Source organism: Photobacterium sp. GB-50 (genome assembly GCF_003026755.1).
In the GTDB taxonomy this organism is placed as follows: Bacteria; Pseudomonadota; Gammaproteobacteria; order Enterobacterales; family Vibrionaceae; genus Photobacterium.
On sequence record NZ_PYNX01000004.1, the window covers coordinates 278,121 to 302,280 of the forward strand.

The 24,160-nt window shown below is 37.5% G+C and carries 25 protein-coding genes; 19 read left to right on the forward strand and 6 right to left on the reverse strand.

Translation table 11 applies throughout. The features are described from left to right. Nucleotides 1-19: 19 nt before the first annotated feature. The 5 genes from fliJ to C9J41_RS08530 all read left to right on the forward strand — a co-directional run bounded on the left by fliJ (nucleotide 20) and on the right by C9J41_RS08530 (nucleotide 3,864). Nucleotides 20-463, forward strand: a complete 444-nt coding sequence (gene fliJ / locus C9J41_RS08510; protein WP_107259752.1) for a flagellar export protein FliJ — start codon at nucleotides 20-22, stop codon at nucleotides 461-463. A 388-nt stretch (nucleotides 464-851) separates the two neighbouring features. After that, complete coding sequence (locus tag C9J41_RS21795; protein WP_158259675.1) at nucleotides 852-2,084, forward strand: hypothetical protein; 1,233 nt, start codon at nucleotides 852-854, stop codon at nucleotides 2,082-2,084. Nucleotides 2,085-2,246: 162 nt separating this feature from the next. After that, complete coding sequence (locus C9J41_RS08520) at nucleotides 2,247-2,630, forward strand: GFA family protein (protein WP_045130267.1); 384 nt, start codon at nucleotides 2,247-2,249, stop codon at nucleotides 2,628-2,630. Nucleotides 2,631-2,778: 148 nt separating this feature from the next. Beyond that, a complete protein-coding gene (locus C9J41_RS08525) occupies nucleotides 2,779-3,183 on the forward strand; it encodes a DUF1801 domain-containing protein (RefSeq protein ID WP_107247881.1) in 405 nt (134 codons plus the stop codon). 204 nt (nucleotides 3,184-3,387) lie between these two features. Beyond that, nucleotides 3,388-3,864: a GNAT family N-acetyltransferase gene (locus C9J41_RS08530; RefSeq protein ID WP_199194434.1), complete on the forward strand. Its 477-nt coding sequence runs from the start codon at nucleotides 3,388-3,390 to the stop codon at nucleotides 3,862-3,864. A 391-nt stretch (nucleotides 3,865-4,255) separates the two neighbouring features. On the opposite strand, the gene C9J41_RS08535 is transcribed toward C9J41_RS08530, so the two are convergent. Continuing rightward, nucleotides 4,256-5,320: a hypothetical protein gene (locus C9J41_RS08535; RefSeq protein WP_107294455.1), complete on the reverse strand. Its 1,065-nt coding sequence runs from the start codon at nucleotides 5,318-5,320 to the stop codon at nucleotides 4,256-4,258. Beyond that, complete coding sequence (locus tag C9J41_RS08540; RefSeq protein ID WP_107294456.1) at nucleotides 5,313-6,962, reverse strand: AAA family ATPase; 1,650 nt, start codon at nucleotides 6,960-6,962, stop codon at nucleotides 5,313-5,315. The genes C9J41_RS08535 and C9J41_RS08540 overlap by 8 nt, the downstream gene beginning before the upstream one ends. A gap of 513 nt (nucleotides 6,963-7,475) precedes the next feature. Here C9J41_RS08540 and C9J41_RS08545 point away from each other — a divergent pair. The 4 genes from C9J41_RS08545 (at nucleotide 7,476) to C9J41_RS08560 (ending at nucleotide 9,488) form a co-directional block, all read left to right on the forward strand. After that, nucleotides 7,476-7,676, forward strand: a complete 201-nt coding sequence (locus C9J41_RS08545) for a DMT family transporter (RefSeq protein ID WP_233220402.1) — start codon at nucleotides 7,476-7,478, stop codon at nucleotides 7,674-7,676. A 25-nt stretch (nucleotides 7,677-7,701) separates the two neighbouring features. Continuing rightward, nucleotides 7,702-8,715 carry a Gfo/Idh/MocA family protein gene (locus C9J41_RS08550; RefSeq protein WP_107294457.1) on the forward strand — a complete coding sequence of 338 codons (1,014 nt, stop codon included), beginning with the start codon at nucleotides 7,702-7,704 and terminating at the stop codon, nucleotides 8,713-8,715. A gap of 17 nt (nucleotides 8,716-8,732) precedes the next feature. Continuing rightward, nucleotides 8,733-9,125 (forward strand): DUF3592 domain-containing protein, encoded by a 393-nt coding sequence (locus C9J41_RS08555; RefSeq protein ID WP_107206808.1) that lies wholly within the window; start codon nucleotides 8,733-8,735, stop codon nucleotides 9,123-9,125. Nucleotides 9,126-9,269: 144 nt separating this feature from the next. Then, nucleotides 9,270-9,488 carry a DUF6500 family protein gene (locus C9J41_RS08560; RefSeq protein ID WP_107287792.1) on the forward strand — a complete coding sequence of 73 codons (219 nt, stop codon included), beginning with the start codon at nucleotides 9,270-9,272 and terminating at the stop codon, nucleotides 9,486-9,488. 146 nt (nucleotides 9,489-9,634) lie between these two features. On the opposite strand, the gene C9J41_RS08565 is transcribed toward C9J41_RS08560, so the two are convergent. Further along, nucleotides 9,635-10,402: a DeoR/GlpR family DNA-binding transcription regulator gene (locus tag C9J41_RS08565; protein ID WP_107206810.1), complete on the reverse strand. Its 768-nt coding sequence runs from the start codon at nucleotides 10,400-10,402 to the stop codon at nucleotides 9,635-9,637. 26 nt (nucleotides 10,403-10,428) lie between these two features. Further along, nucleotides 10,429-11,148: a glycerophosphoryl diester phosphodiesterase gene (locus C9J41_RS08570; protein WP_107294458.1), complete on the reverse strand. Its 720-nt coding sequence runs from the start codon at nucleotides 11,146-11,148 to the stop codon at nucleotides 10,429-10,431. Nucleotides 11,149-11,376: 228 nt separating this feature from the next. On the opposite strand from C9J41_RS08570, the gene ugpB reads away from it, so the two are divergent. From ugpB to C9J41_RS08610, 8 genes are all read left to right on the forward strand, one after another. After that, nucleotides 11,377-12,687 (forward strand): sn-glycerol-3-phosphate ABC transporter substrate-binding protein UgpB, encoded by a 1,311-nt coding sequence (gene ugpB / locus C9J41_RS08575; RefSeq protein ID WP_107206812.1) that lies wholly within the window; start codon nucleotides 11,377-11,379, stop codon nucleotides 12,685-12,687. 80 nt (nucleotides 12,688-12,767) lie between these two features. Beyond that, the gene (gene ugpA, locus C9J41_RS08580; RefSeq protein ID WP_045082377.1) at nucleotides 12,768-13,649 is read left to right on the forward strand and encodes a sn-glycerol-3-phosphate ABC transporter permease UgpA; all 882 of its coding nucleotides are present in this window, start codon (nucleotides 12,768-12,770) and stop codon (nucleotides 13,647-13,649) included. After that, complete coding sequence (gene ugpE / locus C9J41_RS08585; RefSeq protein WP_107294459.1) at nucleotides 13,649-14,497, forward strand: sn-glycerol-3-phosphate ABC transporter permease UgpE; 849 nt, start codon at nucleotides 13,649-13,651, stop codon at nucleotides 14,495-14,497. The genes ugpA and ugpE overlap by 1 nt, the downstream gene beginning before the upstream one ends. After that, complete coding sequence (locus C9J41_RS08590; RefSeq protein WP_107294460.1) at nucleotides 14,498-15,613, forward strand: sn-glycerol-3-phosphate import ATP-binding protein UgpC; 1,116 nt, start codon at nucleotides 14,498-14,500, stop codon at nucleotides 15,611-15,613. Next, nucleotides 15,606-16,418, forward strand: coding sequence for an HAD-IIB family hydrolase (locus C9J41_RS08595; protein ID WP_107287798.1), 813 nt, complete (start codon nucleotides 15,606-15,608; stop codon nucleotides 16,416-16,418). The genes C9J41_RS08590 and C9J41_RS08595 overlap by 8 nt, the downstream gene beginning before the upstream one ends. A 196-nt stretch (nucleotides 16,419-16,614) precedes the next feature. Then, on the forward strand, nucleotides 16,615-17,040 hold the full coding sequence (locus C9J41_RS08600) for an N-acetyltransferase (RefSeq protein WP_107206817.1): 426 nt from the start codon (nucleotides 16,615-16,617) through the stop codon (nucleotides 17,038-17,040). A 75-nt stretch (nucleotides 17,041-17,115) separates the two neighbouring features. Further along, nucleotides 17,116-17,658, forward strand: coding sequence for a DinB family protein (locus tag C9J41_RS08605; protein ID WP_107206818.1), 543 nt, complete (start codon nucleotides 17,116-17,118; stop codon nucleotides 17,656-17,658). A 91-nt stretch (nucleotides 17,659-17,749) separates the two neighbouring features. Continuing rightward, nucleotides 17,750-18,175 (forward strand): lysozyme inhibitor LprI family protein, encoded by a 426-nt coding sequence (locus C9J41_RS08610; RefSeq protein ID WP_107206819.1) that lies wholly within the window; start codon nucleotides 17,750-17,752, stop codon nucleotides 18,173-18,175. A gap of 160 nt (nucleotides 18,176-18,335) precedes the next feature. On the opposite strand, the gene C9J41_RS08615 is transcribed toward C9J41_RS08610, so the two are convergent. Beyond that, nucleotides 18,336-19,169, reverse strand: coding sequence for a pyruvate, water dikinase regulatory protein (locus tag C9J41_RS08615; protein WP_107206820.1), 834 nt, complete (start codon nucleotides 19,167-19,169; stop codon nucleotides 18,336-18,338). A gap of 168 nt (nucleotides 19,170-19,337) precedes the next feature. Between C9J41_RS08615 and ppsA the strand changes: the two genes are divergently transcribed. Continuing rightward, entirely contained in the window at nucleotides 19,338-21,713 is a 2,376-nt protein-coding gene (gene ppsA / locus C9J41_RS08620; RefSeq protein WP_107291225.1) for a phosphoenolpyruvate synthase, read from the forward strand. Between the two features lie 111 nt (nucleotides 21,714-21,824). Continuing rightward, nucleotides 21,825-22,229 carry a DUF2007 domain-containing protein gene (locus C9J41_RS08625; protein WP_107294461.1) on the forward strand — a complete coding sequence of 135 codons (405 nt, stop codon included), beginning with the start codon at nucleotides 21,825-21,827 and terminating at the stop codon, nucleotides 22,227-22,229. A 466-nt stretch (nucleotides 22,230-22,695) separates the two neighbouring features. On the opposite strand, the gene C9J41_RS08630 is transcribed toward C9J41_RS08625, so the two are convergent. Continuing rightward, nucleotides 22,696-23,625, reverse strand: a complete 930-nt coding sequence (locus C9J41_RS08630) for a VirK/YbjX family protein (protein WP_107294462.1) — start codon at nucleotides 23,623-23,625, stop codon at nucleotides 22,696-22,698. Nucleotides 23,626-24,160: the final 535 nt, after the last annotated feature.

The window sequence follows — 24,160 nt, forward strand, 5'->3', positions numbered from 1 at the left end:
AATGGAGCAAGAATAAACCATGAATTTGCCAGTCAAAGCTGTTGAGCAATTACAACGATTATCAGAGCAAAAGCGCGATAAACTCAGTGCTATTTACCAGCAGCAGCGCCGGCAAGTGGATAATTATCAGCAACAACTACAGTTATTAGGTCAGCTAAAACAGCATTATATGGGGGCTGAACAAACACACGGCTCTGCGATTAACAGTGCGATGTTAAATAACAGCAATCAATTAACGTCACAGTTAACGACCATGATTGATCATCATCAGCATGAGCAAGCGATCATGAGTGCGGAATGTGATCACAGTGAGCAGCAATTACAAGCCAGTAATCAACAAGTTAAACGCTTTGAAGAAGTAAAAAAACGCTGGCTTGCCAAACAACAATACGAACAAGCCCGTAAAGAGCAAAAGCAATTAGAAGAGTTGATTAACTTGCGGCATAAAAAGCGGAAGGTCTGAAGTGCTCACTACAAGGAGATATTATTGAAAATGTATATGAGCTGCTAATCAACAAATTTAATACTTTGATTTCTAGTTATATCCTCTTTATCGCTTATTATTAAAAGTTTTTATCTCGTCAGCAATACTCCCCAATCGCATTTTATACCTCATTCTTACACTCTAAAAATGTAATCAATGACGATTAATTTTAATCACGCTCCCTAAATAACGCTTGAACCGTTGTGCAAAGTGCTGATTGATATATTTAACGGTTAATATGCTAAGCGATGTTTCTAGTGAGCGAGTAATGCGATGGAGTGCACTGCTATCGTTATCGACTGTTGTCGCCAGATGGGTATGAGTATGGTTACGAACCATTAAATAACAATCATGTAAGGATACAACAATGATCAAAAATTATTTCAAACTAAAAAAAATATTTAGCTACATTGGTACCTTCTGTTTAATTACTGCAAGTAACTCGGCTACTGCATTCTATGATGCCTACCCTGAAAGTGAAGGGCCTTATATTAGTGGCTCGGCATCTGAAAATTTTACGTGGTCAGGCGAAGATTTCTCAAGCTACCCTAATAGTCAGCAGTTAGAATGTTCGAATAATAAAAGCGCCATCGATCATTTTGATGTTACTTCAGGATGTTTACAGTCTAAATCTGTGGATAGTGGGAAGTTAGGTTGGACGAACGATAAAGTCTTTCGTGTCGTCGCGATAGGAAAAGACAGTAATGGCAATGAAATAAAGTACACCGACCAAACGAATCAATATAGGGCGTACATTAAAGCATGGAAAAATTCCGGCACTATACCTGCTTGGTCTGGCTTACATGCGTTTGCTCGTTACCAAACATCTGATGATTTATATGTAGGCTCTATTCGTTATGACGGTAATGTAACGATTAAAGTAAAATACCAAGGTTCTTATACTACTCTGGCTCAAACCAAATTAAGCAATGGCGTTAAAAACTACCTTAATACAGAGGGGAAGCTTGCCGCTGGTCAATGGTATGACATTCACTTTTCTGTGGTAGGTAATAAATTAACGTTGGCCCTAGATGGTGTCGAATTATTGTCGGTAAACAATGATTTATTAACTGAGGGTACTATCGGTATCCGCACCGATAACCTATCTGCTTACCTTGATGATTGGCAGTTGCTATCGAGTAATTCAATAGTTATTGATCCCCCAACAGATCCTGAAATACCCACTGATCCCGAAACACCAGCACAGGTCGTTGAATTTATCCCCGGAAAAACCAAAGCCATCAATGGTGAGATCTATTCGTATGATGGGCCGTGTTATCAAGCCAAAAATAGCCCTGGCAGTTGGGAGGTTCCAAGTAACGCGTCATGGTTTTGGGATGCGGTTGAATGCATAGATAATCCTTCGCCACCCACTGATCCTGAACTACCGACAGAGCCTGTACCACCAACAGATCCTGTGCAGCCAACAGATCCTCTACCACCAACAACTGCTGTTGAGTTCATACCGGGTTCAACAAAGGTTAAAAACGGAGATACAGTGACTTATAACAATATTTGTTATCAGGCAAAGAACAATCCGGGTAGCTGGGAAATTCCAAGTTCAACGTCTTGGTTTTGGACTGTGGTCAGTTGTCCATAATCCACAGTAATATAAGCATTAAACCTCAGTCTCACATTAAGACTGAGGTTTATTTACAGCAAAATGTAAATGTATTTCACAAGCCCAATAATGTACTTACAACTACTTCACTACACAATAAACTTGGTCGTTCTGTTGGTGCATCGACATGGTGATTAAATAATGGAAATTAAAGAAATACATATTGCAAAATGTCACTGTGGTGCTGTTGAGTTAGAGCTGACCATGCCAAACGGATTAGAAGATCCTCGTCGTTGTTCATGTTCTATGTGTCGAAAACGTGGTGCCATCGCTGCTTCTGTATTACTTGAAAACCTAAAGATAATAAAGGGAGAAGATAACTTGACCCTTTATCAATTCAATACAAAGACTGCTAAACATTACTTCTGTAAGACTTGCGGTATCTATACTCATCATCAAAGACGTTCTAATCCCCATCAATTTGCAATTAATGTTGCATGTCTTGATGGCGTTAATCCTTATGATTTGGAGCCCGTCAAAATTTACGATGGGATCAATCACCCAAAAGATACGATCAACTTGTAACTGCAAACATTTATGCGTGTTATAGGAAAGTGTATAAGATTACACTCCAATACATTGTTTTAGTGACACTTTAGTGCTTAAAGTAATGGGGTAGTGCTGCCCATATTTTAATTAAGCGTGATATGTTCTTATTTATAGGAGCAAACGAATGGATTTAAGTGTTAAACAAAAATTTGAAACGTATCCTGATGAAGTAACAGAGTCTCTCTTAGTTATTCGTTCACTTATCATAAATACAGCAAATGAACATGGGATTGCTGATTTAATCGAAACACTAAAGTGGGGAGAGCCAAGTTATATTTCTAAAATTGGAAGCACTATTAGATATGACTGGAAACCCAAATTCCCAAATGAATATCGTATTTACTTCCACTGCCAAACAACCTTAGTTGATACCTTTAAAGAGGTATACGGAAATACCTTTGAGTACGAAGGTAATCGGGCATTAATATTTAAGCTTGGCGACCATGTTCCAACGAAAGAGTTGTCACACTGCATATCTATGGCATTACGCTACAAAAAGATAAAACACCTTGATTTGTTAGGTGCTTAGAACATATAACAAAGTAATTAAACAAAGATAATACGCTGTGGGCTTGTTTCTATTGTCGGTTAACAGGCTATAAAATTAGTTGCGTTAAATTATATATAGCCTGAACAAGTTGATATTAATTTGCCCACGCACATTCTTACGTTTGAACTTTAGATTAATTAGTTACTGTATTGAGAATTCTGTGAATACCGAGGGAGAAGTTTAGTGATCACAATAAGGAAAGCAACTCAAGCAGATGCGGTTTTAATTCATGCGTTGAGAAGCCGCGCAATCTTAGATAAATGCTCAGCGTACTACAGTAAAGAACAGCTTTCATTGTGGACTGATGGGGGAGTGTCTGACGGATTCGTTCAAGATGTGATGAAAACTTTCTATGTTTCTGTTACTAATGGCCGCGTTATTGGTAGTGGTAAGCTCAATATCGAAACAGGTATGGTTGATGCTATTTTTGTTGATCCTGAGTACTGTGGAATAGGTGCGGCAAAGCAGATGCTTACTTTTTTGGAAAACTTGGCTAAAGAAAACGGCCTATTGTTGCTGAAATTAGAATCCACGATAAATGCGGCGCCTTTCTATCGTTCATATGGGTTTATAGGGGAGAAACTATCTACCTATCATTCACCAAGAGGCATTAGTTTGGATTGTATTCCAATGCAAAAGCCGCTAGTAAAACACGTTTAATAAACTCATTTTTGCCCCTTTCGGTGTTAACGTAATTACTCAGTAGCAGATCACGCCACAAGAATCGCAGTGCTTTTCCTCATGATTTTCGGTTAAGGGGCTATGCTCGGAATCTCCCAGTTTCTTACAGAATTGTGATTCCTAACTTGAAATTATCCCCTGCATTGTTGTGGAAGTCCGCTGGAAGCGATACCTCACAAAACAGGCAGAAAAGAGCAAGAGACTTAACCCTCGCTCTAGTCGTTTAAATTATAGATATTAAGAGGGAATTGTTGGCCTATCCCAAGATTATTCCGTTCCATTCAAGTCGATATAATCGATCCTATACCGTTTAATCCAACAGTTAATTTGACCTCATGAACTAATCAAAAATTATATCAAAATGAGCAAACTAATCTTTAATGATGGCTTTCTGCTGATCAAAAAACTTTACTAGGTCACGTTTTAGCTTACAGAAATTAGATGTAAGAATTTCCCCTTTATCAACTTTGATATGTGATTGTATAGATTGAATAAAGAGCGCTCGATACCTGTCATCTTCTTCGGATTCAAAGAGGTCATAATTATCTTGCATTAGTTTTATTAGTTCATTTGCATTACATAGGTGCAATAATTCTACGTAGCGTTTATCTAAAGATAAGTCCTTCACTAAGTTATCCACTTGGTCAGAACTACTCCGAAGTGAGATTGTTGTTAGTTTATTACCAGAACTAATGTCAGTATTTGGATAGAAAGTGTAAATATCGTTAAAACATCTATTGTATGGTTGAATATGTGTCGAGATGGTAAAATCTCTAGAACGCTTTAGCTTCCCATTGCAATTTGAGCATGATGGAATATGGTTGTAGAAAGACAACGCTAAGTAGGGATATTTGGATTTAGGATAAAAGTGATCAAGTTCAAATAAAATTATTTTGGCGCTATTTTTAGAACTAGCTTTTTCTAAGTCAATTATTGTAACTGGTTCAGAATTGCAGTAGGGACATGTTGCCTTATCAAAACCCAGTTCTTTATATATTTCTCCAACTATAGCTTTTTTACGATAGTTATCGTAGTTGAATACTTTTTTATATATAAGTTCACCAAAGCTCGTTTTATAGTAGGATGTGCCTTTCTTTACATACAAATCACTTTTTGTTAGATGTTTATAGATTGAACTTGATATACTTTCGAAATTTTCAGGCTTGCAAGTTACAATTCTTTTTAATACGCCATCCTTGCATAAATAATTTAAAAAATTCCTATGTCTCATATAAGATAGTTTATACTTTGACTGATGCTCAATACTATACACTTCAATTCTAAATTTTTTAGCTCTTTCAATAATTGAATGAGATGAATACTCGCCGTTTTTATTCTTAGGATTTAGGCTGTTCCAAACTTTATCTGTAGAAACTTTAAGTACGTTATCAACGTCATCAAATCTTGTTTTTAGGTAAGTATATAGATTAATCATGATCACTTAGCTTTAAATTTATGTGTTGAAGAATTAGCTTATTGTCAATTAAATTTTTTGCTTCTTTTAAAAAATCATAATCAGACATATCTAACGATTTCTTATCCAAGATATCAAAAGTTTTTTTAATATATTTATGTGATATATTTCCTGTTCGGGTGGCTCCCATGCCGAATACTTCTTTATAAATGTCGTAAATATTTGCACCAAAGGTTTTTAATTCAGAAGTTTTCTTATCATCACACTCATTTAACACACAAACACACTGATTTGGTATGTCAGAAACGAGTAAAGGAGAATGTGTTGTAAATATAATTTGTACGTTTCCATTGGAAATTGCTGGCAAGCAGTTTGTTAGACGTTCTACGAACTCTACTTGCCATTGAGGGTGAAGATATAAATCCCCTTCATCAATACATATTAGTGTGTGATTATTAAATTTATTATTTTTATTTTCTTCTATGCAATTCCATATTGAACTAAACATGTTTAAATATGCTTTTTGTCCAGAGCTAATACCATGCCATGATGCATCCATTTCGATTAGCATTTCAAATATGTGTGACAACTTTGTATGATGCCAAAGGTTGTCTTCATTTATATCGACTATAAATGAATGTCTTCCTCCTCGAATGCTTTGTTCTGATTCATAGTTAAATACTTCTAGCCAACCCTCAAGTTGAAGTATTATTATGTTAATCATTTCCGATAAGTAATGTTCACCAAGGGATAAAGAGGTTTTCTTTGAAAGAGCTTCTAGTATAGCTATAGAGCTACTTTCGCTATTCAAATCCTCAAAAAAGGTAGATAGAACCTTCTGGACCTCAGGTTTTGTTCTAATGATTGAAACTATAAAATGCTGTCTAATTAGCATTGAGGTATATTTTATACCGTCTCGAGAATGATATTCTCTTCGCTCACTAATGAATATTCTTCTTAAGTTTTCGCCTATGTTTTCATCTGGTTTAGGCTCGTAAATGTCTGAATTACTTCGTCCAAAATTTGTCTTGAATGTTTTTTTTATTAGCTCTGTTGTGTTTTTATATAGTTTGTATTCAATTCTTCTTGGTGCATCTAAGTTAATCTTTTTTGCTTTGCCTGACTGCAAAAATATAATTTGCTTTTCAATTTCTCCTCTTTTTTTATCTAAGCTATCTTTATATTGGTACCTAGGGTTCATCTTTCTATTTATTGATATATCTATAACCTTATTGTTAAATTCAAGATTGTTTTGATCGAATACATTTGAAAAATATATTGTATTCAGTTCCCTTAATTTTCTATTTTCATTATCTGGGATGAAAGGGAAATTGATCGATATGTTTTCTTTGAAATTATTTGATAAATAGAAATTATTATCTATTTTGTAAATTAAAATGTAACTTTCTATGAAGTGGTAATGTTCCGTAATACATCGGCATATTAGCTCCAACGCAGTGGTTTTACCTGATCCATTTACTCCCAAAAGAGCAGTAACACCACTAATGTTTTTTCCAAAAAAGCCTTCAGGCAGTACTGTATTATCACTGTAACTAAGCGTTGAGTTTGTATGATCAAAGTTGAATGTGTAATCATTCGATAAATTCAATCCATAGTTTCGAAAATTTTTGTACTTCTTTACCCAAATGTAACAGATATGCATGAGCTTACTTAGCTTTTATGTGTTTGATTTAATATACATTATACACATATTATAAAGACAGTTCTTTTGTTTTATCGATTATTGGTGGGGACGAGTACTAACACTTAAAATGGATCTAAAGCACTTCAGAGTTTAGTCGTGCTTTGCACTTTCTAAAAAAGTTTTGCATTAAGCAAATCTGACACAACGATTTGAGGATATAAGGTTGTGTCCAGTTTCTATCAAAATCACCACCTGTATCAACGGTGGCATTTAGCTTTTTAGGATACGAAAAGTTATCCGAAGGGTAGATATCGCCTAAAGCGACTAAGAAGGTTCTGTCCATAAATGAGTTAGCTATTCGGCTAACTCATCATTATCTCTTCTGTAGTTAGAGTGAATACCATTACCAAATTTGGCTCTTATCACTCAAATTTTGTTCTAAATAATCAAGAGATACTTTCAATTTTGTTGGCATAAATGTGCATTAGGGTAGTCGATATTGTTCCAATATTAGATTAACTTGGCGGTGTGATGGGGGCTTTGTTTGTCGCTCTTAATAGTTATGTGTTATCAAAAGTTGGCGCAACGCTGACAGTAATACTTGTCATAACCGGTCAATTGCTGACGGGAGTTGTTTGGGATGCTATCAGTAACGGTGTAGAACTTGCCCTTTTATTGGGTATTTTGTGTATCCTTACGGGTATCTTGGTCACCAAGCGCGGACAAGACTAGAAAGCAAACATTAAAGGATAATAAGTTGAATAATCAGAAAGCACGCTGGGGAATTGCAGGACTGGGTAAAATTGCACATCGCTTTGTTTCAGATCTGACTATGCAAGTCGACAATGCTGAACTCTATACTGTTGCGGCACGAGATAAACAGCGAGCTGATAGCTTTTCAAATCAATATGGTTGCCAAAGAAGTTATGGTTCCTACACAGAACTCGCAAACGACGCTAATGTAGATATTGTCTATATCGCGACTATTCACCCATTTCATAAAGGCTTGGTTGAATTATTTCTAAATAAAGGAAAGCATGTTCTTGTAGAGAAACCAGCATTCACTAACTTACAAGATTGGGATGCGATGTCGACGCTTGCTGAAGAAAAAGGGTTACTGTTAGCTGAAGCAATGAAAACAGTCGCATTTCCCGCTTATCAAGCAATGAAGCAGTTTATAAAAGAAAACAAGGTTGAAATTAACGCGATAGAAGCTTCCTTTGGTAATTGGCATGAGTTCGATAGTGATTGGCACTTATTTAATCCAACGTTATGTGGCGGGGCGACTTTAGATGTCGGTGTATACGGTCTCTGGTTTTATGCTGATTTGTGTCGATTAACAAATACTCCTATAGAGAAACCCACTGTCGAGTACGTTAATGATAATAGCCAAAGCGAAGTCGATGAAAATGTCGTGTTTAAATTTGATGGCCAGATAAAAGGTGAAATTTGCGCATCGATCACGCGTGACCTCAAACGAGAAGCCATCATTCGAGGGCCTGAACTAGAAATCGTTATTCATAATAAATGGTGGAACCCAAAGAAAATCGATATATCGTTTAAAGGTGAACAAACACAAATTTCAGCGGCTGTAAGCGGAGGTGGGTTTGAATACGAGATAGAGCATATATCTTCGCTTATTCTAAACAAGATCAATTATTCGGATGTGATGTGTAAAAAAACGAGTCGGCAAGTTATTTCTATTATGGAAGCGTCTCTCGTTGAGAATGGCTTTGACTATCTAGTTTGTTCGAAACCCTCAAGTAATTGATAATTTAAGGCATAATAATGAATATTGTTCCTCTCTTTGCTGCAATTCTATTTAGTGTTTTAGGCGTTTATATATGCTATGACTATCGGCGATTTAATAAAAATGCGATTAAGACTCAAGGTAAAATAATTAGCTATGATGAATATTTTTCAAAAGATAATGATAATCTTAAAAGAAAGATGTATCGCCCTTATTTTGAAGTTACAGTTAATAAACAGACCTACAGTGTAAAATCAAAAACATCATTTCATTCTAAAGTCATACCTATTGGCCAATATACTGATGTGTTATACCAAAAAGGTGATGAAAAAAATGCTCGTATAGCAAATAGTAATGGCGTTGGTTTGGGCTTTTTATTTATAGGGCTATCTATTCCTGCTTATTACTTCGGCTTATTCCATGAATTGTAATTTTTATTTATGTTTAAAGGAAAATAAAGTAACTATTTTTTCGTTCAGTTGAAAAAACTTACCCTCGATGATAAATAAATCAAACTGTGTATGGTTCATATATTATGATCGAACTGTCATATATATAAAATATGAAGAGAAGTAATGAGAGCATCACTAAGAAATAAAATTATCGATGTGTGCAATAAGAAAATAGCCAGTAAAGGTGAAAATGTAGGTGTGTCTTTTTACGCTTTTTTCAAAAACAAAAATGACGATCCTGACTTGTTAATGGAAGCGGCTAAGTGGTGGATTAAAACGCATCAACTCGATCATTTTGAAAAAGCATCCAAAATTAAAGATTTGGTCGAGAGGGGAAAATAATTATTATCACCGCCGTTTCTTTTATTACTAAAAGAGGCAATGTTGATGTTAAGTGGTAAGAAAGCAAAGTGCTTCCTCATGATAACGGTAGTTGGCAAATATGGAAATTAAACCAACCCGTTGTTAAATGATGTTTAGAAACGTCATTATGATAGCTGGTTATCTTTTCTACTGTTAGTGAATACACGATCAAACTGGCAAAGAGGCGCAACTTTTGTACTGGCTTTACGTTGCCATTTTGTATGATTGGCGACTAACCAGGTTTGTTGCGAATTGTCTAAAATCGCCTGACTCACTCTGCTTTCTCTTAGCTCATGCTCCATCGCAACAGCTTGCTTTTTCTCTGTCGAATAGCTGGTTTGAGGTGAAGCGTAAGGTAATTCACAGATACCCGCACAGCCAATAATACCGATGTCTGCTGCAAATTGACTAAAGTAATTGAGTACTGTGTCGTCGACAATATCACCACCGTTCGCTCTTATTTTACCACTGGGTATCCACGTTTCTATATTTTCGAACTTCGAGAGCGTATGCGCGGCTTGAAAATTATTCGTCACTACTCGTAATTCTCGGTGGTTGACTAATTGCTCAGCGATACAGGCAATGGTGGTTCCGATACCTAAAAATAATGTACACCCATTGGGAATGGCTTTAGCGACATTTCTTGCTATTTCTTGTTTTTCGTCTTTATTAGTGATTTGTCTGGCATCGTAACTTCGATTGCTCAATGTAACAGGAAGGCCAACGCCACCATGGTGACGCATAGCGATCCCTTGTTGGCAAAGTAAGTTAATGTCGCGTCTGATCGTCTGGGGCGTTATTTCAAACTGTTGCGCTAATTCTTCAATTGAACAATATTCTTGCTTATGTATTAACGTCATTATTTGTTGTTGACGGGTACTTAAATCATCCATGAAATATGTTGCCATCCTTTATTTGATTATTTTGCTGCTAGGTAACGGTGTGGCGTATCGGTGATCATCATATCAACTCCCCATAGCCAGTGCTCTTCAACAAGTTCCGGTTGGTTCGGGGTGTAACAGTAAAGCTGATAACCTAAGCGTTTGACTGCTTTTGCCTTATCTTCTGTTAAATAACGATAATCACAATGAACACTAAAAGCGTCTAGCTCGCTTAAAACATCAGCGTGATTGTTTGGGATCGTTTCCCACAATTGACCTCTTCTTACGTGAGGAAGGTGTTGCTTTATGGTTAATAGTGCTGATTGGTCAAAACTAGAGAAAAGCATTAACTCAGGTTCAATATTTAGCTTATTAATCACTTCAGCAACTTTTTCACATAGCAAATGAATATCGTCTCCTGCGTGAATTTTTAATTCTATATTTAACGCGACCTTAGCTTCACTTGTTAGCTGTAATACTTCTTCTAATGTTGGTATGGTTTCATCACTAAAATCATCGCTAAACCAAGAGCCAGCATCTAGCTGTTTTAGTTCTATTTTTGACAAGTTTCTCACTTCCCCTTTGCCGTTACTGCAACGGTTTACTGTCTTGTCGTGTATTACCATAGGAACGTGATCAGCACTTAGTTGGACGTCAATTTCAATCCACTCACAGCCATAGTTAATCGCTTCTTTCATCGCTGCAAGGGTATTTTCAGGGGCTAAGCTAGAAAAACCACGGTGAGCTGTAATTTTCATTTTCTTTTCCATCTTCAGTTATTTTCAAATGAACTATCCATGTGTTTGATGAAAATTTTATTACATCTGCTTTGAAAGTCTTAATCTTATTTACTTCATGCAATTGTAACCGAGATGTCACTTTTTGCTTCTAATGTTCACTTGAAAATAAACGAGTGGTTGGAACACAAGAAGTGAACATCCGCTAAATCGTCAGCTTTTGTTAAAAATGGTTTCCAAGGAATAAAAATGGCTTTTAAACATATTGCAGGACTTGCCGTTGCAGCGGCGCTAATGAGTACACAAGTGCAAGCAAAGACCGAAATTGAATGGTGGCATGCTATGGGTGGGGCGTTAGGTACAAAGGTGAATGAAATTGCCGACAACTTTAATGCCAGCCAATCTGAATACGAGATCAAACCTGTTTATAAAGGTACTTATGCCGAAACGATGACAGGTGCAATTGCTGCATTTAGAGCGAAAGAGCAGCCTGCTATTGTACAAGTTTTCGAAGTGGGTACTGCCACTATGATGGGAGCTAAGAAAGCGATTTATCCTGTATATGAATTGATGGCGGATACCAAAGAACCTTTTAACAAAAACGATTATTTATCAGCCGTAACAGGTTATTACACAACTAACGATGGCAAAATGCTATCGATGCCATTTAATAGTTCAACCCCAGTGCTTTATTACAACAAAGAGATGTTTGCTAAAGCAGGGATTACTAACCCACCGAAAACATGGAAAGAAGTAGAAGAAGATTCTCGCAAGCTGATTGCTTCAGGTGCTAAATGTGGCTTTAGTACAACATGGCAGTCTTGGACGCAAATCGAAAACTTCGGTGCAAGAAACAATGTTGCAATGGCAACCAACAACAATGGCTTTGATGGTGTAGATACCACATTTACCTTTAACAATGCGCCTTTCGTTAAACACGTTGAGCAAATGGGTAAGTGGGCGAAAGAAGGTTTGTTCAAATATGGTGGACGTCAGTCTGATGGTATGCCGCTTTTCTATACGGGTGAGTGTGCAATGACAATGGGCTCATCTGCGGGTCTGGCTGGTATTCAAGAGAATATGAAAGGGATAGATGTCGGTGTTGCACAATTACCTTATGATGATGAATTAGTGACAAAACCACAAAATACCATTATTGGTGGTGCATCGTTATGGGTACTTCGTGGACACTCAAAAGAAGAATACAAAGGCGTTGCTAAGTTCTTTACCTACCTTTCAAGCCCAGCGGTGCAAGCTGATTGGCACCAATTCTCGGGCTACTTGCCAATCACAGAAAAAGCGTACGAACTCACCAAACAGCAAGGTTTTTACAAGACTCACCCTGGGACTGATGTTGCTGTTAAGCAAATGACATCGACAACACCTACGGTTAATTCAAAAGGCTTACGCTTCGGTAACTTCTTACAAACACGCGACATCATTAATGAAGAACTTGAAGCCGTATGGGCGGGTAAAATTTCGGCAAAAGAAGCATTAGATAATGCGAAAAGCCGAGGTGACGCGCAGCTTCGTCGCTTTGAAAGAACACAAAAATCATAATTTAACTCTTTGATTAAGATTCATCCCCCGCTAATTTTGGCGGGGGATATACACCTTGCCTGTATTATTTTGGTATTTGTATGTCATCCCCTGTTGTATTTAAAAACAAATGGCTTCCGTTTTTCCTTATTGCGCCCCAACTTCTGATCACGTTTGTGTTCTTTATTTGGCCGGCAGGACAAGCGATTTATCAATCATCTCTACTTGAAGATGCTTTTGGTATGAGCCAAGAATTTGTTGGTCTCGAAAACTTCATGAACCTGTTTCATGATCCTAATTATTTAGATGCTTTTTTTACGACGCTCCAGTTCAGTATTAGTGTTGCCGTATTAGCATTAGTTTGTGCGTTAATATTATCGGCATTAGCTGAGCAAATTATCCGTGGTTCATTAGCCTATCGAACATTCTTAATTTGGCCTTACGCTGTAGCACCGGCTGTTGCTGGTTCATTGTGGCTATTTTTATTTGATCCAACGATTGGTGTGTTTACCGATATGCTGCATTTCTTGGGCGTAGATTGGAACCCTAAACTCAATGGCAGCCATGCGATGTGGATGGTGATCATTACTTCGACTTGGAAGCAAATTAGTTATAACTTTCTGTTCTTCTTAGCGGCACTGCAATCAGTTCCTAAATCATTACATGAAGCCGCAGCTATCGATGGCAGTGGCCCTATTAAGCGTTTCTTAACGATCAGTTTCCCACTGATCTCCCCAACGAGCTTTTTCTTATTAGTCGTCAATTTTGTGTACGCCTTTTTTGATACCTTCGCGATCATTCATGCGATGACACAAGGCGGGCCAAGTAATAGCACCTCAACCTTGGTTTATAAGGTCTTTAATGATGGCTTCATCGGATTAGATTTAGGTGGCTCTGCGGCACAGTCGGTGATCCTAATGATATTGGTGGCTTTATTAACGGTTATTCAATTTAAGTATGTTGAAAAGAAGGTAGCGTACTAATGGTAGAAAGAAGACCTCTTTTTAATTTTTGTTGTCATCTTTTGCTGATACTTGGCGTGATTTCTATCGCGTTACCAGTATGGTTAGCAATCGTGGCAACGACACATGAGAATCATGATTTCGCGACTAGTACTCCGTTATGGTTTGGTGATCTTGGGTTCAGTGTTTTTAAAGATTTACTGAGTGGACATACGGCTTTTAGTGATAAGTCTTTATCCATAAATGGGCTATTACTTAACTCGTTTATTATGGCGCTGTGTATCACTGTGGGTAAATTAACAATCTCTATTATGTCTGCTTATGCGGTGGTTTTCTTCCGTTTTCGTGGCAGGATGATTGCTTTTTGGTTGATCTTTTTCACCCTGATGTTGCCTGTTGAAGTGCGTATTATGCCGACGTTTGAGGTGATCAGTAATTTGGGGATGTTGAATTCATTTTCAGGCTTAACCATTCCATTAATTGCCAGTGCAACAGCGACGTTCTTATTTAGGCAGTTCTTTTTAACGATTCCCAATGAACTCGTTGAAGCCGCACGGATTGATGGTGCAGGTCCCATAAAATTCTTTTTCGATATTTTATTACCATTATCACGCACCAATATCGCAGCTTTATTTGTGATCACTTTTATCTACGGTTGGAACCAATATTTATGGCCGTTATTGATCACGACGGATACCCATTATTTCACTATCGTCATGGCGATCAAGCAAATGACGGGCGTGGTTGATGGTGTTATTGAATGGAACAAAATTATGGCAACCACGATTATCGCAATGCTACCACCAGTCATTGTTGTTATAGCAATGCAAAAAGCCTTTGTTAAAGGCCTAGTTGATTCGGAGAAATAAATGTCTACTTTAACGCTTAATAAAATTGCGAAATCTTACCCTAATGGTTTTAAAGCAATTCATGAACTGAACCTTGATATTTCAGACGGTGAAATGGTGGTATTAGTTGGTCCAAGTGGTTGTGGTAAATCAACATTGCTTCGAATGATTGCAGGGCTTGAAGAAATATCATCAGGTGATTTAAGCATAGATACGACACGGGTCAATGATCTCGAACCAGGTGAGCGTGATATTGCGATGGTTTTTCAAAACTATGCCTTATATCCGCACATGACAGTATTTAATAATATGGCTTATGGTTTACGTAACCGTAAAACGCCAAAACACGAGATTGAACGATTAGTCAATGAAGCGGCGACCATGTTAGAGCTTGATCATTTATTGGATCGCAAGCCTAATCAATTATCGGGAGGCCAACGTCAGCGCGTCGCTATGGGACGAGCTATTGTAAGGCACCCAAAAGTGTTCCTGTTTGATGAGCCATTATCAAATCTCGACGCTAAGTTACGTGTTCAAATGCGCCTTGAAATCAAAAAGCTACAACGTCGCCTTGGGACGACATCAGTATATGTTACGCATGATCAGGTAGAAGCAATGACACTGGCTGATAAGTTAGTGGTGTTGAACAAAGGTAACGTCGAGCAAGTGGGGACACCGATAGAAATTTATGACAACCCAGCCTCCTTGTTCGTTGCGACATTTATTGGCTCTCCTTCAATGAACATTCTTGATGCGAATATGACGTCTCAAGGTATTGAGCTAAATGGCCGTGTAAAATCACTATCAGCAAATTTTTTAGAGCAAAAGAAAGTGAAGCTTGGGCTGCGTCCAGAACATCTACAAATCGTTAATGAGCAGCCTTGGTTTAACGTTGAAGTCGAGTTTATTGAAGCATTAGGGGCTGACTTATTGCTTTATTGCCAGACACAAGAGCCCCAATCGCAACAGCTCGTTTTACGAGTAGAAGGGCATAGCCCAATTAAAATGGGCGATAGCTTAGGTGTAAATATTAAACCTGAAAATATCCACTTATTTGATTGTGACACTTCAAAGCGCATACCTTATGATCACTTCAAACAAAATGAAGAAGTGATTCTTGGAGTGGTGAATGGTTGAGTCATTGGACAAAGTTGATGTTCATCAGTTGAAAAAGCTGAAATGGTTACTGACAGATGTCGATGATACGTTAACGTGGGAAGGTAAGTTACCGCCCGAGACGTTACAAGCATTAAGTAAGCTTGAAGCCGTTGGTGTTAACGTTATTGCTGTAACGGGTGCCTGTGCCGGTTGGTGCGATCAAATGGCAAAGTTATGGCCTTTACATGGTGTCATTGGTGAAAATGGCGCGTTTTGGATGCGTAAAGATCAGCAAGGTTTTACGACACACTATATTCGTAACGCTGAGATGATGAAAAGAGAACAACAAACACTGAGCCATGCGATTGAGAGTCTGTTACTGGATTATCCAGATGTAAGTTTGAGCCTTGACCAGCCTTTTCGATTTTGTGATGTTGCCGTCAATATTGCACAAGATAGACTGCCGTTACCTTCGGATGTGACGAAAAACATTCTTGAAAAGATAAAGCATCTTGATATTGAAGGGCAGAGAGTTCATGCAACACAAAGCTCAATTCATATTAATGCTTGGGTCGGTAATCATAGTAAACAGCAAACGAGTGAAGCTTACTTAACGCAATTTGCACCAGATGAAAACCGTGATCTAACTGAAGTCAGTTATGTCGGCGATTCTTTAAATGATGAAGGTATGTTTGCATGGCTGCCATTAACGTTTGGGGTTAATAATATCCGCGCATTATTACCTAAGTTAATTCATCATCCCCAATTTATTACGACAGAAAATGGGGGATATGGGTTTGCCGAATTAGCGGAAAAGATAGTTAAGGCAAAACAAACCCATTAATTAAAAAAGCACTCAATTGAGTGCTTTTTTATTAGCGATTTCTTTTTTAATAACTGATTACACTGAAATCGTGTTTTTACTTGTTATTAATGATGCTAACTGACGTCGCAGAATAGCCGATAACCCAAAGCATTAAGATAATTTTCATGCTAATTTCTTCGCGTTAATATTTTCTTTATCGTCATTGGAGCAAACATTGAAAATTGAAGTATCTGTTCAACCCTCTGAGCATCAATTACAAGTGATAAGTGATGGTATCAGCGCTTTTAACGCAACGTATTTACCGAGTGATGGAGAGTTTGAATCAGGTTTACGTTTTGCGATTATGGCGCAGAATGATCAAGGTGAATATGTCGGTGGGCTGCAAGCAAGTGTGGTGTGGAGTTATTGCGTATTGGAGTTGCTTTGGTTGTCGGAAGAAACGCGTGGGCATGGTGTAGGCTCTCAACTTATCGAACAATTAGTGGCGTTAGCGAAAGAAAAACAATTAACACAAATACGTACTGAGACGTTAGATTTTCAAGCAAAACCGTTTTATGAAAAGCTGGGATTTAAAGTCTATGGCGAAATTGATGATTCGCCCAAAGGGCATAAAACGTACTTTTTGGTAAAAGTGTTATAACAAAATCACATATCAGTAGCTTAATTTTCTGAGTGGTACTTTTTAATAAATAAGTCATGATAATAAGAGGCAAAAATGGATTTATCCTCAAATTTTAGAATGTTGGCAATATACAATCAGCGGATGAATAATCAGCTTTTAAATGCATGTAAACAGCTTACAGATGAACAACTGTTTCAAAATACCAATGCATTTTTTCCAACTGTAATGGCGCATTGGAATCATATTCTGTTTGGCGACTTAATTATGCTGCGACGTTTAATTGCTAATAATATTGTTGAGGTTAATTCGGAAATCCTAGAGCAGTTACCTGTAGCGAAAAGGATTAATGATACATTCGTAACAACAATGGACGAACTATCACAATTACGTTCGTTAGTTGATGCTGTGTATATTGATATAACAAAGGGATTTACCGCAGCAACCTGTAATGAAATCGTGAGATATACAACAACAGATGGTCAGATCATTGAACGTTATGTTGGTGAGTTTTGTCAGCATATTTTTAATCACCAAACGCATCATCGCGGTCAAATGACCTGTCTATTGAGTCAGTTTGGTGTTGATTTCGGTTGTACAGATTTACCCATAATTGTGCCAGAAGGGGCCCGTTGCTAGATGTATTTTCGGGAAGAGTAGATTCATAACGCTATAATTGAGCTAATCTCTTTGTTAACACTTGTTGCTTATATTTAAATGAGGCTTATCGATGAAAAAGTACTGGCTAATTATATTTGTTTGTTTGTCGTTCCCATCTTTTGCAGCCAAAAAAGTATTAGATTGCGATAACCCACGTAACACGTTGGAAATTAATGATTGTGCCTCGTTAACGCTAGCCTCTGCACAAGATGAATTGTCCAAATATTTAGCTGCCAGCGTTGAGCACAATAAAAAAGATCCCGAGTTAGTGAAGGCGATAGAGCAAGCGCAAAAAGATTGGGAAGTGTATATGAAAGCGCAATGTAATGCGGTTTACACCCAATGGCGTGAGGGAACTATTCGTAATGTCATGGCATTGGATTGTAAAACTCAATTAACCAAAGAAAGAACGCATGATATTTGGATGCATTTTTTAACATATATGGATAGCACACCACCTGTTTTACCTGAGCCTTCAACCTATTTTAAAAAGTGATTTTTTGATGTGTTAGAGAGTGGGATATTTGCAAGTAACTGTTATTAATGCATATTACTCTCAATAAAAAATCTCAGCTAACGCGTTGTAATTGAATAAATAAGAGCTCTGTTCACGTGTATGTATTCAGAGCTTTATTTTCTTTGCCTTCAATGAAGGGCTAAAACAGACGGCGTTTTAATCCTGTTCTTTCTAATATTCTGGTTGAGATCTCTTCGACGGACATGCTGGATGTATTGATATAGGGGATCGCTTCTCTGCGAAATAAACTCTCTACACTGAACAGTTCAGACTCACATTGGCTTTCACTGGCATAATCACTATTGGCGAGACGGTTGTTGCGGATTTCTGTCAATCTTTCTGGATCTATAGTTAAGCCAAAAAGCTTATGTCTATGTATTTCAAATTCAGGCAGTAAACGAAGTTTGGCAAGATCTTCGGCAATAAATGGGTAGTTCACCACTCTTAAACCAAATTGCATTGCCATATAAAGGCTGGTGGGCGTTTTCCCACTGCGTGATACGCCAAGTAATATCAAATCAGCTTCCTCTAAACCACGAAGAGAAATACCGTCATCGTGGGAAAGGGTGTATTCGATAGCCGCTATTCGATCAAAATAACCGTCTTGATCCTTACCAACACTGTGTGAGCGTTGCAATTGTGGCTTGGGCTCTAGCTGTAGATCGTCGGCAACAAAATTAACCATGGTTTGTAATACATCGTAGAACAGTGCATTGGCTGACAATAGCTGTTGTTTAATTTCAGGTACGACCATAGAGAAGAAAACTAAAGGCTTTTCTCCCGTCGCTAAAAAAGATCGCTCTATCTCTTTTACCACTTCAGCGACCTTGTGCCCATTTTCAGTAAAAGGAAAAGTCTGCTCATTGACTTTTAATGGAAACTGCGCAAGGACAGCATGACCAACGGTTTGACATGTTATGGCGGTTCCATCAGAAATGTAGAACACGTCACGAGTTTCAATTTTGTGATGCATAATAAGTTCAAATAAGGATTTATTTTTGAGATAAGATGTGAATAAAGTATAGAAAAGTCGTCGTACGTTCTGTAACTAATGCCACAACCTGACGAAAAAGTGGTTTTTTTTACGCAGCAACGCAAACGATTGCTTTTAGTTGGTAGCTGAATTATTTCGGAGATACACATGCAAAAGTACACCCTTTGGTTCAACACTTTATCAATGAATGATGTGAACCAAGTTGGCGGAAAAAATGCCTCGCTTGGTGAAATGGTATCAAACCTTTCAAATGCGGGAGTGTCTGTTCCTAACGGATTCGCGACTACCTCTTACGCATTCCATGAGTTTTTAGAGTATGAAGGGCTAAATAATCGTATTTACGATTTGCTTGGCGCTCTTGATGTTAATGATGTTGAAGCACTTCAGCGCACTGGGGCGACAATCCGTAACTGGATTTTAGCTGCGCCATTTCCTGTTGAATTAGAACAGAGTATCCGTCGTGATTACCTTGAATTGATTGATGGTAACCAAGCACTTTCCGTTGCGGTTCGATCGTCTGCAACCGCTGAAGATTTACCTGATGCTTCCTTTGCGGGTCAACAAGAAACATTTCTTAATGTAAAAGGTGTTGATGCCGTTTTAGAGGCAACGAAACACGTTTATGCCTCGCTATTTAATGATCGCGCCATTTCTTATCGCGTTCACCAAGGTTTTGATCATAAGGGTATTGCACTGTCTGCAGGTATTCAGCGCATGGTGCGCTCTGATAAAGCAGCGTCAGGGGTGATGTTTACGCTTGATACTGAATCAGGCTTTGATCAAGTGGTGTTTATTACCTCTTCTTGGGGCTTAGGTGAAATGGTGGTTCAGGGGGCAGTTAACCCTGATGAATTTTATGTCCATAAACCAATGTTAGAAGCTGGGCATGCACCAATAGTAAGAAAGAACTTTGGTTCAAAACTCATCAAGATGATCTACTCTGATAATCAAGAAATTGGTAAACAAGTAGACATTGTAGATACCACAGATGAAGAACAATATCAGTTCTCGATTAATGATGAAGAGATTAAAGAGCTTGCTAAACAAGCAATGATCATTGAAAAGCACTATCAACGTCCGATGGACATTGAATGGGCGAAAGATGGTATTGATGGCAAGCTGTACATTGTTCAAGCACGCCCAGAAACAGTGTGTTCGCAAGGATCTCAAAACGTAATTGAACGCTATGAGCTGAACAATAAAGCAGATGTGTTATTAGAAGGTCGCGCGATTGGTCAACGTATTGGTAGCGGTAAAGTACGCCTGGTTGATTCGCTTGATCAAATGTCACTGGTACAAGAAGGGGATGTACTCGTTACTGATATGACAGATCCTGACTGGGAACCTGTGATGAAACGTGCTTCTGCGATTATTACTAACCGTGGCGGTCGTACTTGCCATGCTGCCATTATTGCCCGTGAATTGGGTATCCCTGCGATTGTAGGGTGTGGTAACGCTACAGAAATATTAATAGATGGTGCTGTTATTACCGCTTCATGTGCAGAAGGTGAAACAGGTTATGTTTACCAAGGCGAATTGAACTATGAAGTTCGACGCTCTGAGGTAGATGAATTACCAATATTACCAACTAAAGTGATGATGAACGTCGGTAATCCAGAGCGTGCGTTTGATTTTGCACAATTACCGAATGAAGGCGTAGGTTTAGCGCGTTTAGAATTTATCATCAATAAAATGATTGGTATTCACCCGAAAGCATTATTGAACTTTGATGCACAAAGTGACGAGTTAAAAGCGCAAATTCGAGAGAAAATTAAGGGCTATAACGATCCTATTGATTTTTATGTTAGCAAGTTAACCGAAGGCATTTCTACCATTGCTGCAGCGTTCTGGCCTAAGCGTGTGATTGTTCGTATGTCTGATTTCAAATCGAATGAGTACAGTAATTTAATTGGTGGTAAAGAATTTGAACCCCATGAAGAAAACCCTATGTTGGGTTTCCGTGGTGCTTCTCGTTATATATCACCGGTATTTGAAGATTGCTTTGAACTTGAAACACAAGCGATGAAACGTGTTCGTAATGAAATGGGGTTAAAGAACGTTGAAATTATGATCCCGTTTGTACGTACGCCGAGTGAAGCTGCATCTGTGATTGAGTTACTGGCAAAAAATGATTTACGCCGAGGCGATCAAGGTTTGAAAGTGATCATGATGTGTGAACTGCCATCAAATGCTGTATTAGCGGATGATTTCTTAAAGTACTTTGATGGTTTCTCCATTGGTTCAAATGACATGACTCAGTTAACGCTAGGTTTGGATCGTGATTCTGGTGATGTTGCGCATCTCTTTGATGAGCGTAACCCTGCGGTTAAAGCTATGCTGAAAATGGCGATTGACGCAGCAACGAAAGCGGGCAAGTACGTCGGTATTTGTGGTCAAGGACCATCAGATCATGATGATTTAGCAAAATGGTTAATGGAGCAAGGTATTAGTTCTGTTTCACTAAACCCGGATACTGTGATCAATACTTGGTTAAAGCTAGGTGATGTAAATAAAAATCATTAGCAGACAGGTTAGGTTTAGTTGCTAAAGGTAAAATTAAGCTCTGATTAATGATCAGAGCTTTTTTATAGCAGATTGAAAATTAAGTGTCGTACACCTAAGTTAGGAGGACATATGGTTGTTGTAGAGCGATTTTCTTTTGCCCATGAAGCGCATATAGCGAAAGCCAATCTAGAAAGTGCCGGTATTCACTGTTGCCTTGCTGACGAATTTACGGTCAATACGCAATGGCTTTATTCTAATGCAATGGGGGGAGTGCGTTTGTTGGTAGAAGAAAAAGATATAGAGTCAGCGAGAGTGCTACTTGAAAGTGATTTTTCTGATGCGTTAGAAGAACAAATACCACCTTATGATAACGAGCATGAACATTGTGCTTATTGCGGTAGTCATGATGTAGTGACTTATACGAAAGGTAAGCGCCCAGCATTTTTAATGTTTATTGTGCTAGGTTTCCCTTTGTTTACATATCAACATGGTTATAAATGTAACCAGTGTGGTAAATTTAGTGAGAAGTTGTAAAATTTTAAAGTATTAGCTTAATGCTATTACTTATCCGCACGCTGTTACAAAAGAATGTTTAACGGGATACGATAACGGAACGTTAATCTAGATACTTCAGTTTACTAAATGTTTATTTGATTACATAACGACTTTTCTATGTCTGTCATTTATCACCCTTTTTTCTAGTACGTAACCTTGAACTTTTAAAAATGATCACGTTTTTTAAAAGTAGTTGATTATTCAATTAAATAGCGCGTTATATCTGTTTGAAGAGGAGTGTAGTTTGATATATGATTTCCTCATTATTTATCTAGCTAAATTTCCTGAATTGATAATTAATAATTGATGGTTCGCACACCCATCGACATAAAGACCGCTCCTTGTGAGCGGTTTTTCTGTTTATGGTCATTTTACGCTAATTTTTTTAATTAAATAAGATTAGAAACATGAGTAATAAAGACGACTATCATTCATATTTACTTTATTAATTTACCGATTTAAGTGCTAACGGTAATGTTTGTTTTAATTCATCCAGCCACTGATAACGGTTTTTATACAGCTTGCGTTTATTACGATTGAGTGTGCTCAAGTCTTTTCGCTCTGGTAATAAAGGTAATTTATAGGTTACGTTACTTTCTTTAACACCCTGATATTCTTGCCAGATCTGGTCATAGTCACAGCTAACCGCATGACGTTTTGAACCGATATAACGGAGTGCTTGATAAATGTGACCTTTATTACTGACAGCGGTAATGTTTTTTAATTGATAAACATCAGCAAAAATGAGAGCTAATTCCACCATTAATGCCTTAGGACGTAAGCCATATAGTCCTTTTGTTAACTCTTTGATGAGTTCTTGACGGTTCTCAATATCACTGTCTGGGCCTTGTAAAGCACCAATATGTAAATGGCTTTGATCTTGATTAACGGTAAAACTAATACAATATAATTGCTTGTTGTTACTATCTGTGAGCGTGAGACCCAGTGATCCTTCTCTTGAGTAACCAGCATCAAGATAGATATTGTAAACGTTGTCATTTTTATCTGTTATTTGAGATAACTTAAGACCTTCATGCTGGTATATATTTAAAAGTTTTGAAGAAAAGTTGTTCAGCATAAATTGAAGATGTTTTTTCAACATCTGCATTCTTTGTTTTTTATCCCATGCCACACAGCCATATGGCTTAAGTGGTTTTTCAATAAATGACGGATATATCGTGATTAATTGTTGAAGTAATGGGTTATCGAAGTAGCCCATGACTTCATCAGTAACTTTGGGTGAGAAAACGCACCAGCAATAGAGACGAAATTTTTTTCTTATTTTATCCATTCCTTTGATGTTTGGATAAAGCATGTTGGATAAAAATGATCCACGCTTAAATACCGTGTTTGATGTGATGGCTAAATGAGACATTTTGATAAACCTTGTAGATATTTATATTTTTAATTATGGATATTTTTCTATTAATAAGACTTAAATATAAATTACAAATTAAACAGTGTTTGTTTAATAAAGGCTGAACGGAATGTTAATATTTGAAATCTAGTATTTTCATTGTTAATCATATTCAACATTATTGAGGTTTTATTCATTTATAAAAACAATAGCGTTGTTTTTATAGCTTTTTATGAAAAAAGTGTTTCTACCTGTAACAGGTGGCAGGTGTTATAAAGTAGATTAATGTTTATTCACTACCAATGAAAAGTTAATTAATGGCTGTTTTTTAGTTAAAGTTTGTCTGTTATTTAACACGTATATTAATATGTTTGCAAAGTTCAACCACCTGAAACTTAATTGTTTGAATTCGAAATGAGTGATGAAGAGAGAGCTATACATTCATCCTGCTTGTAATATATGTGTAGGTAAATCATGACAGCACGAAAGTGTGGTGCAGTTAATACTTCATTAAAGGTGCAGCAATCCAATATGACTTAAGAGTATTCCCATG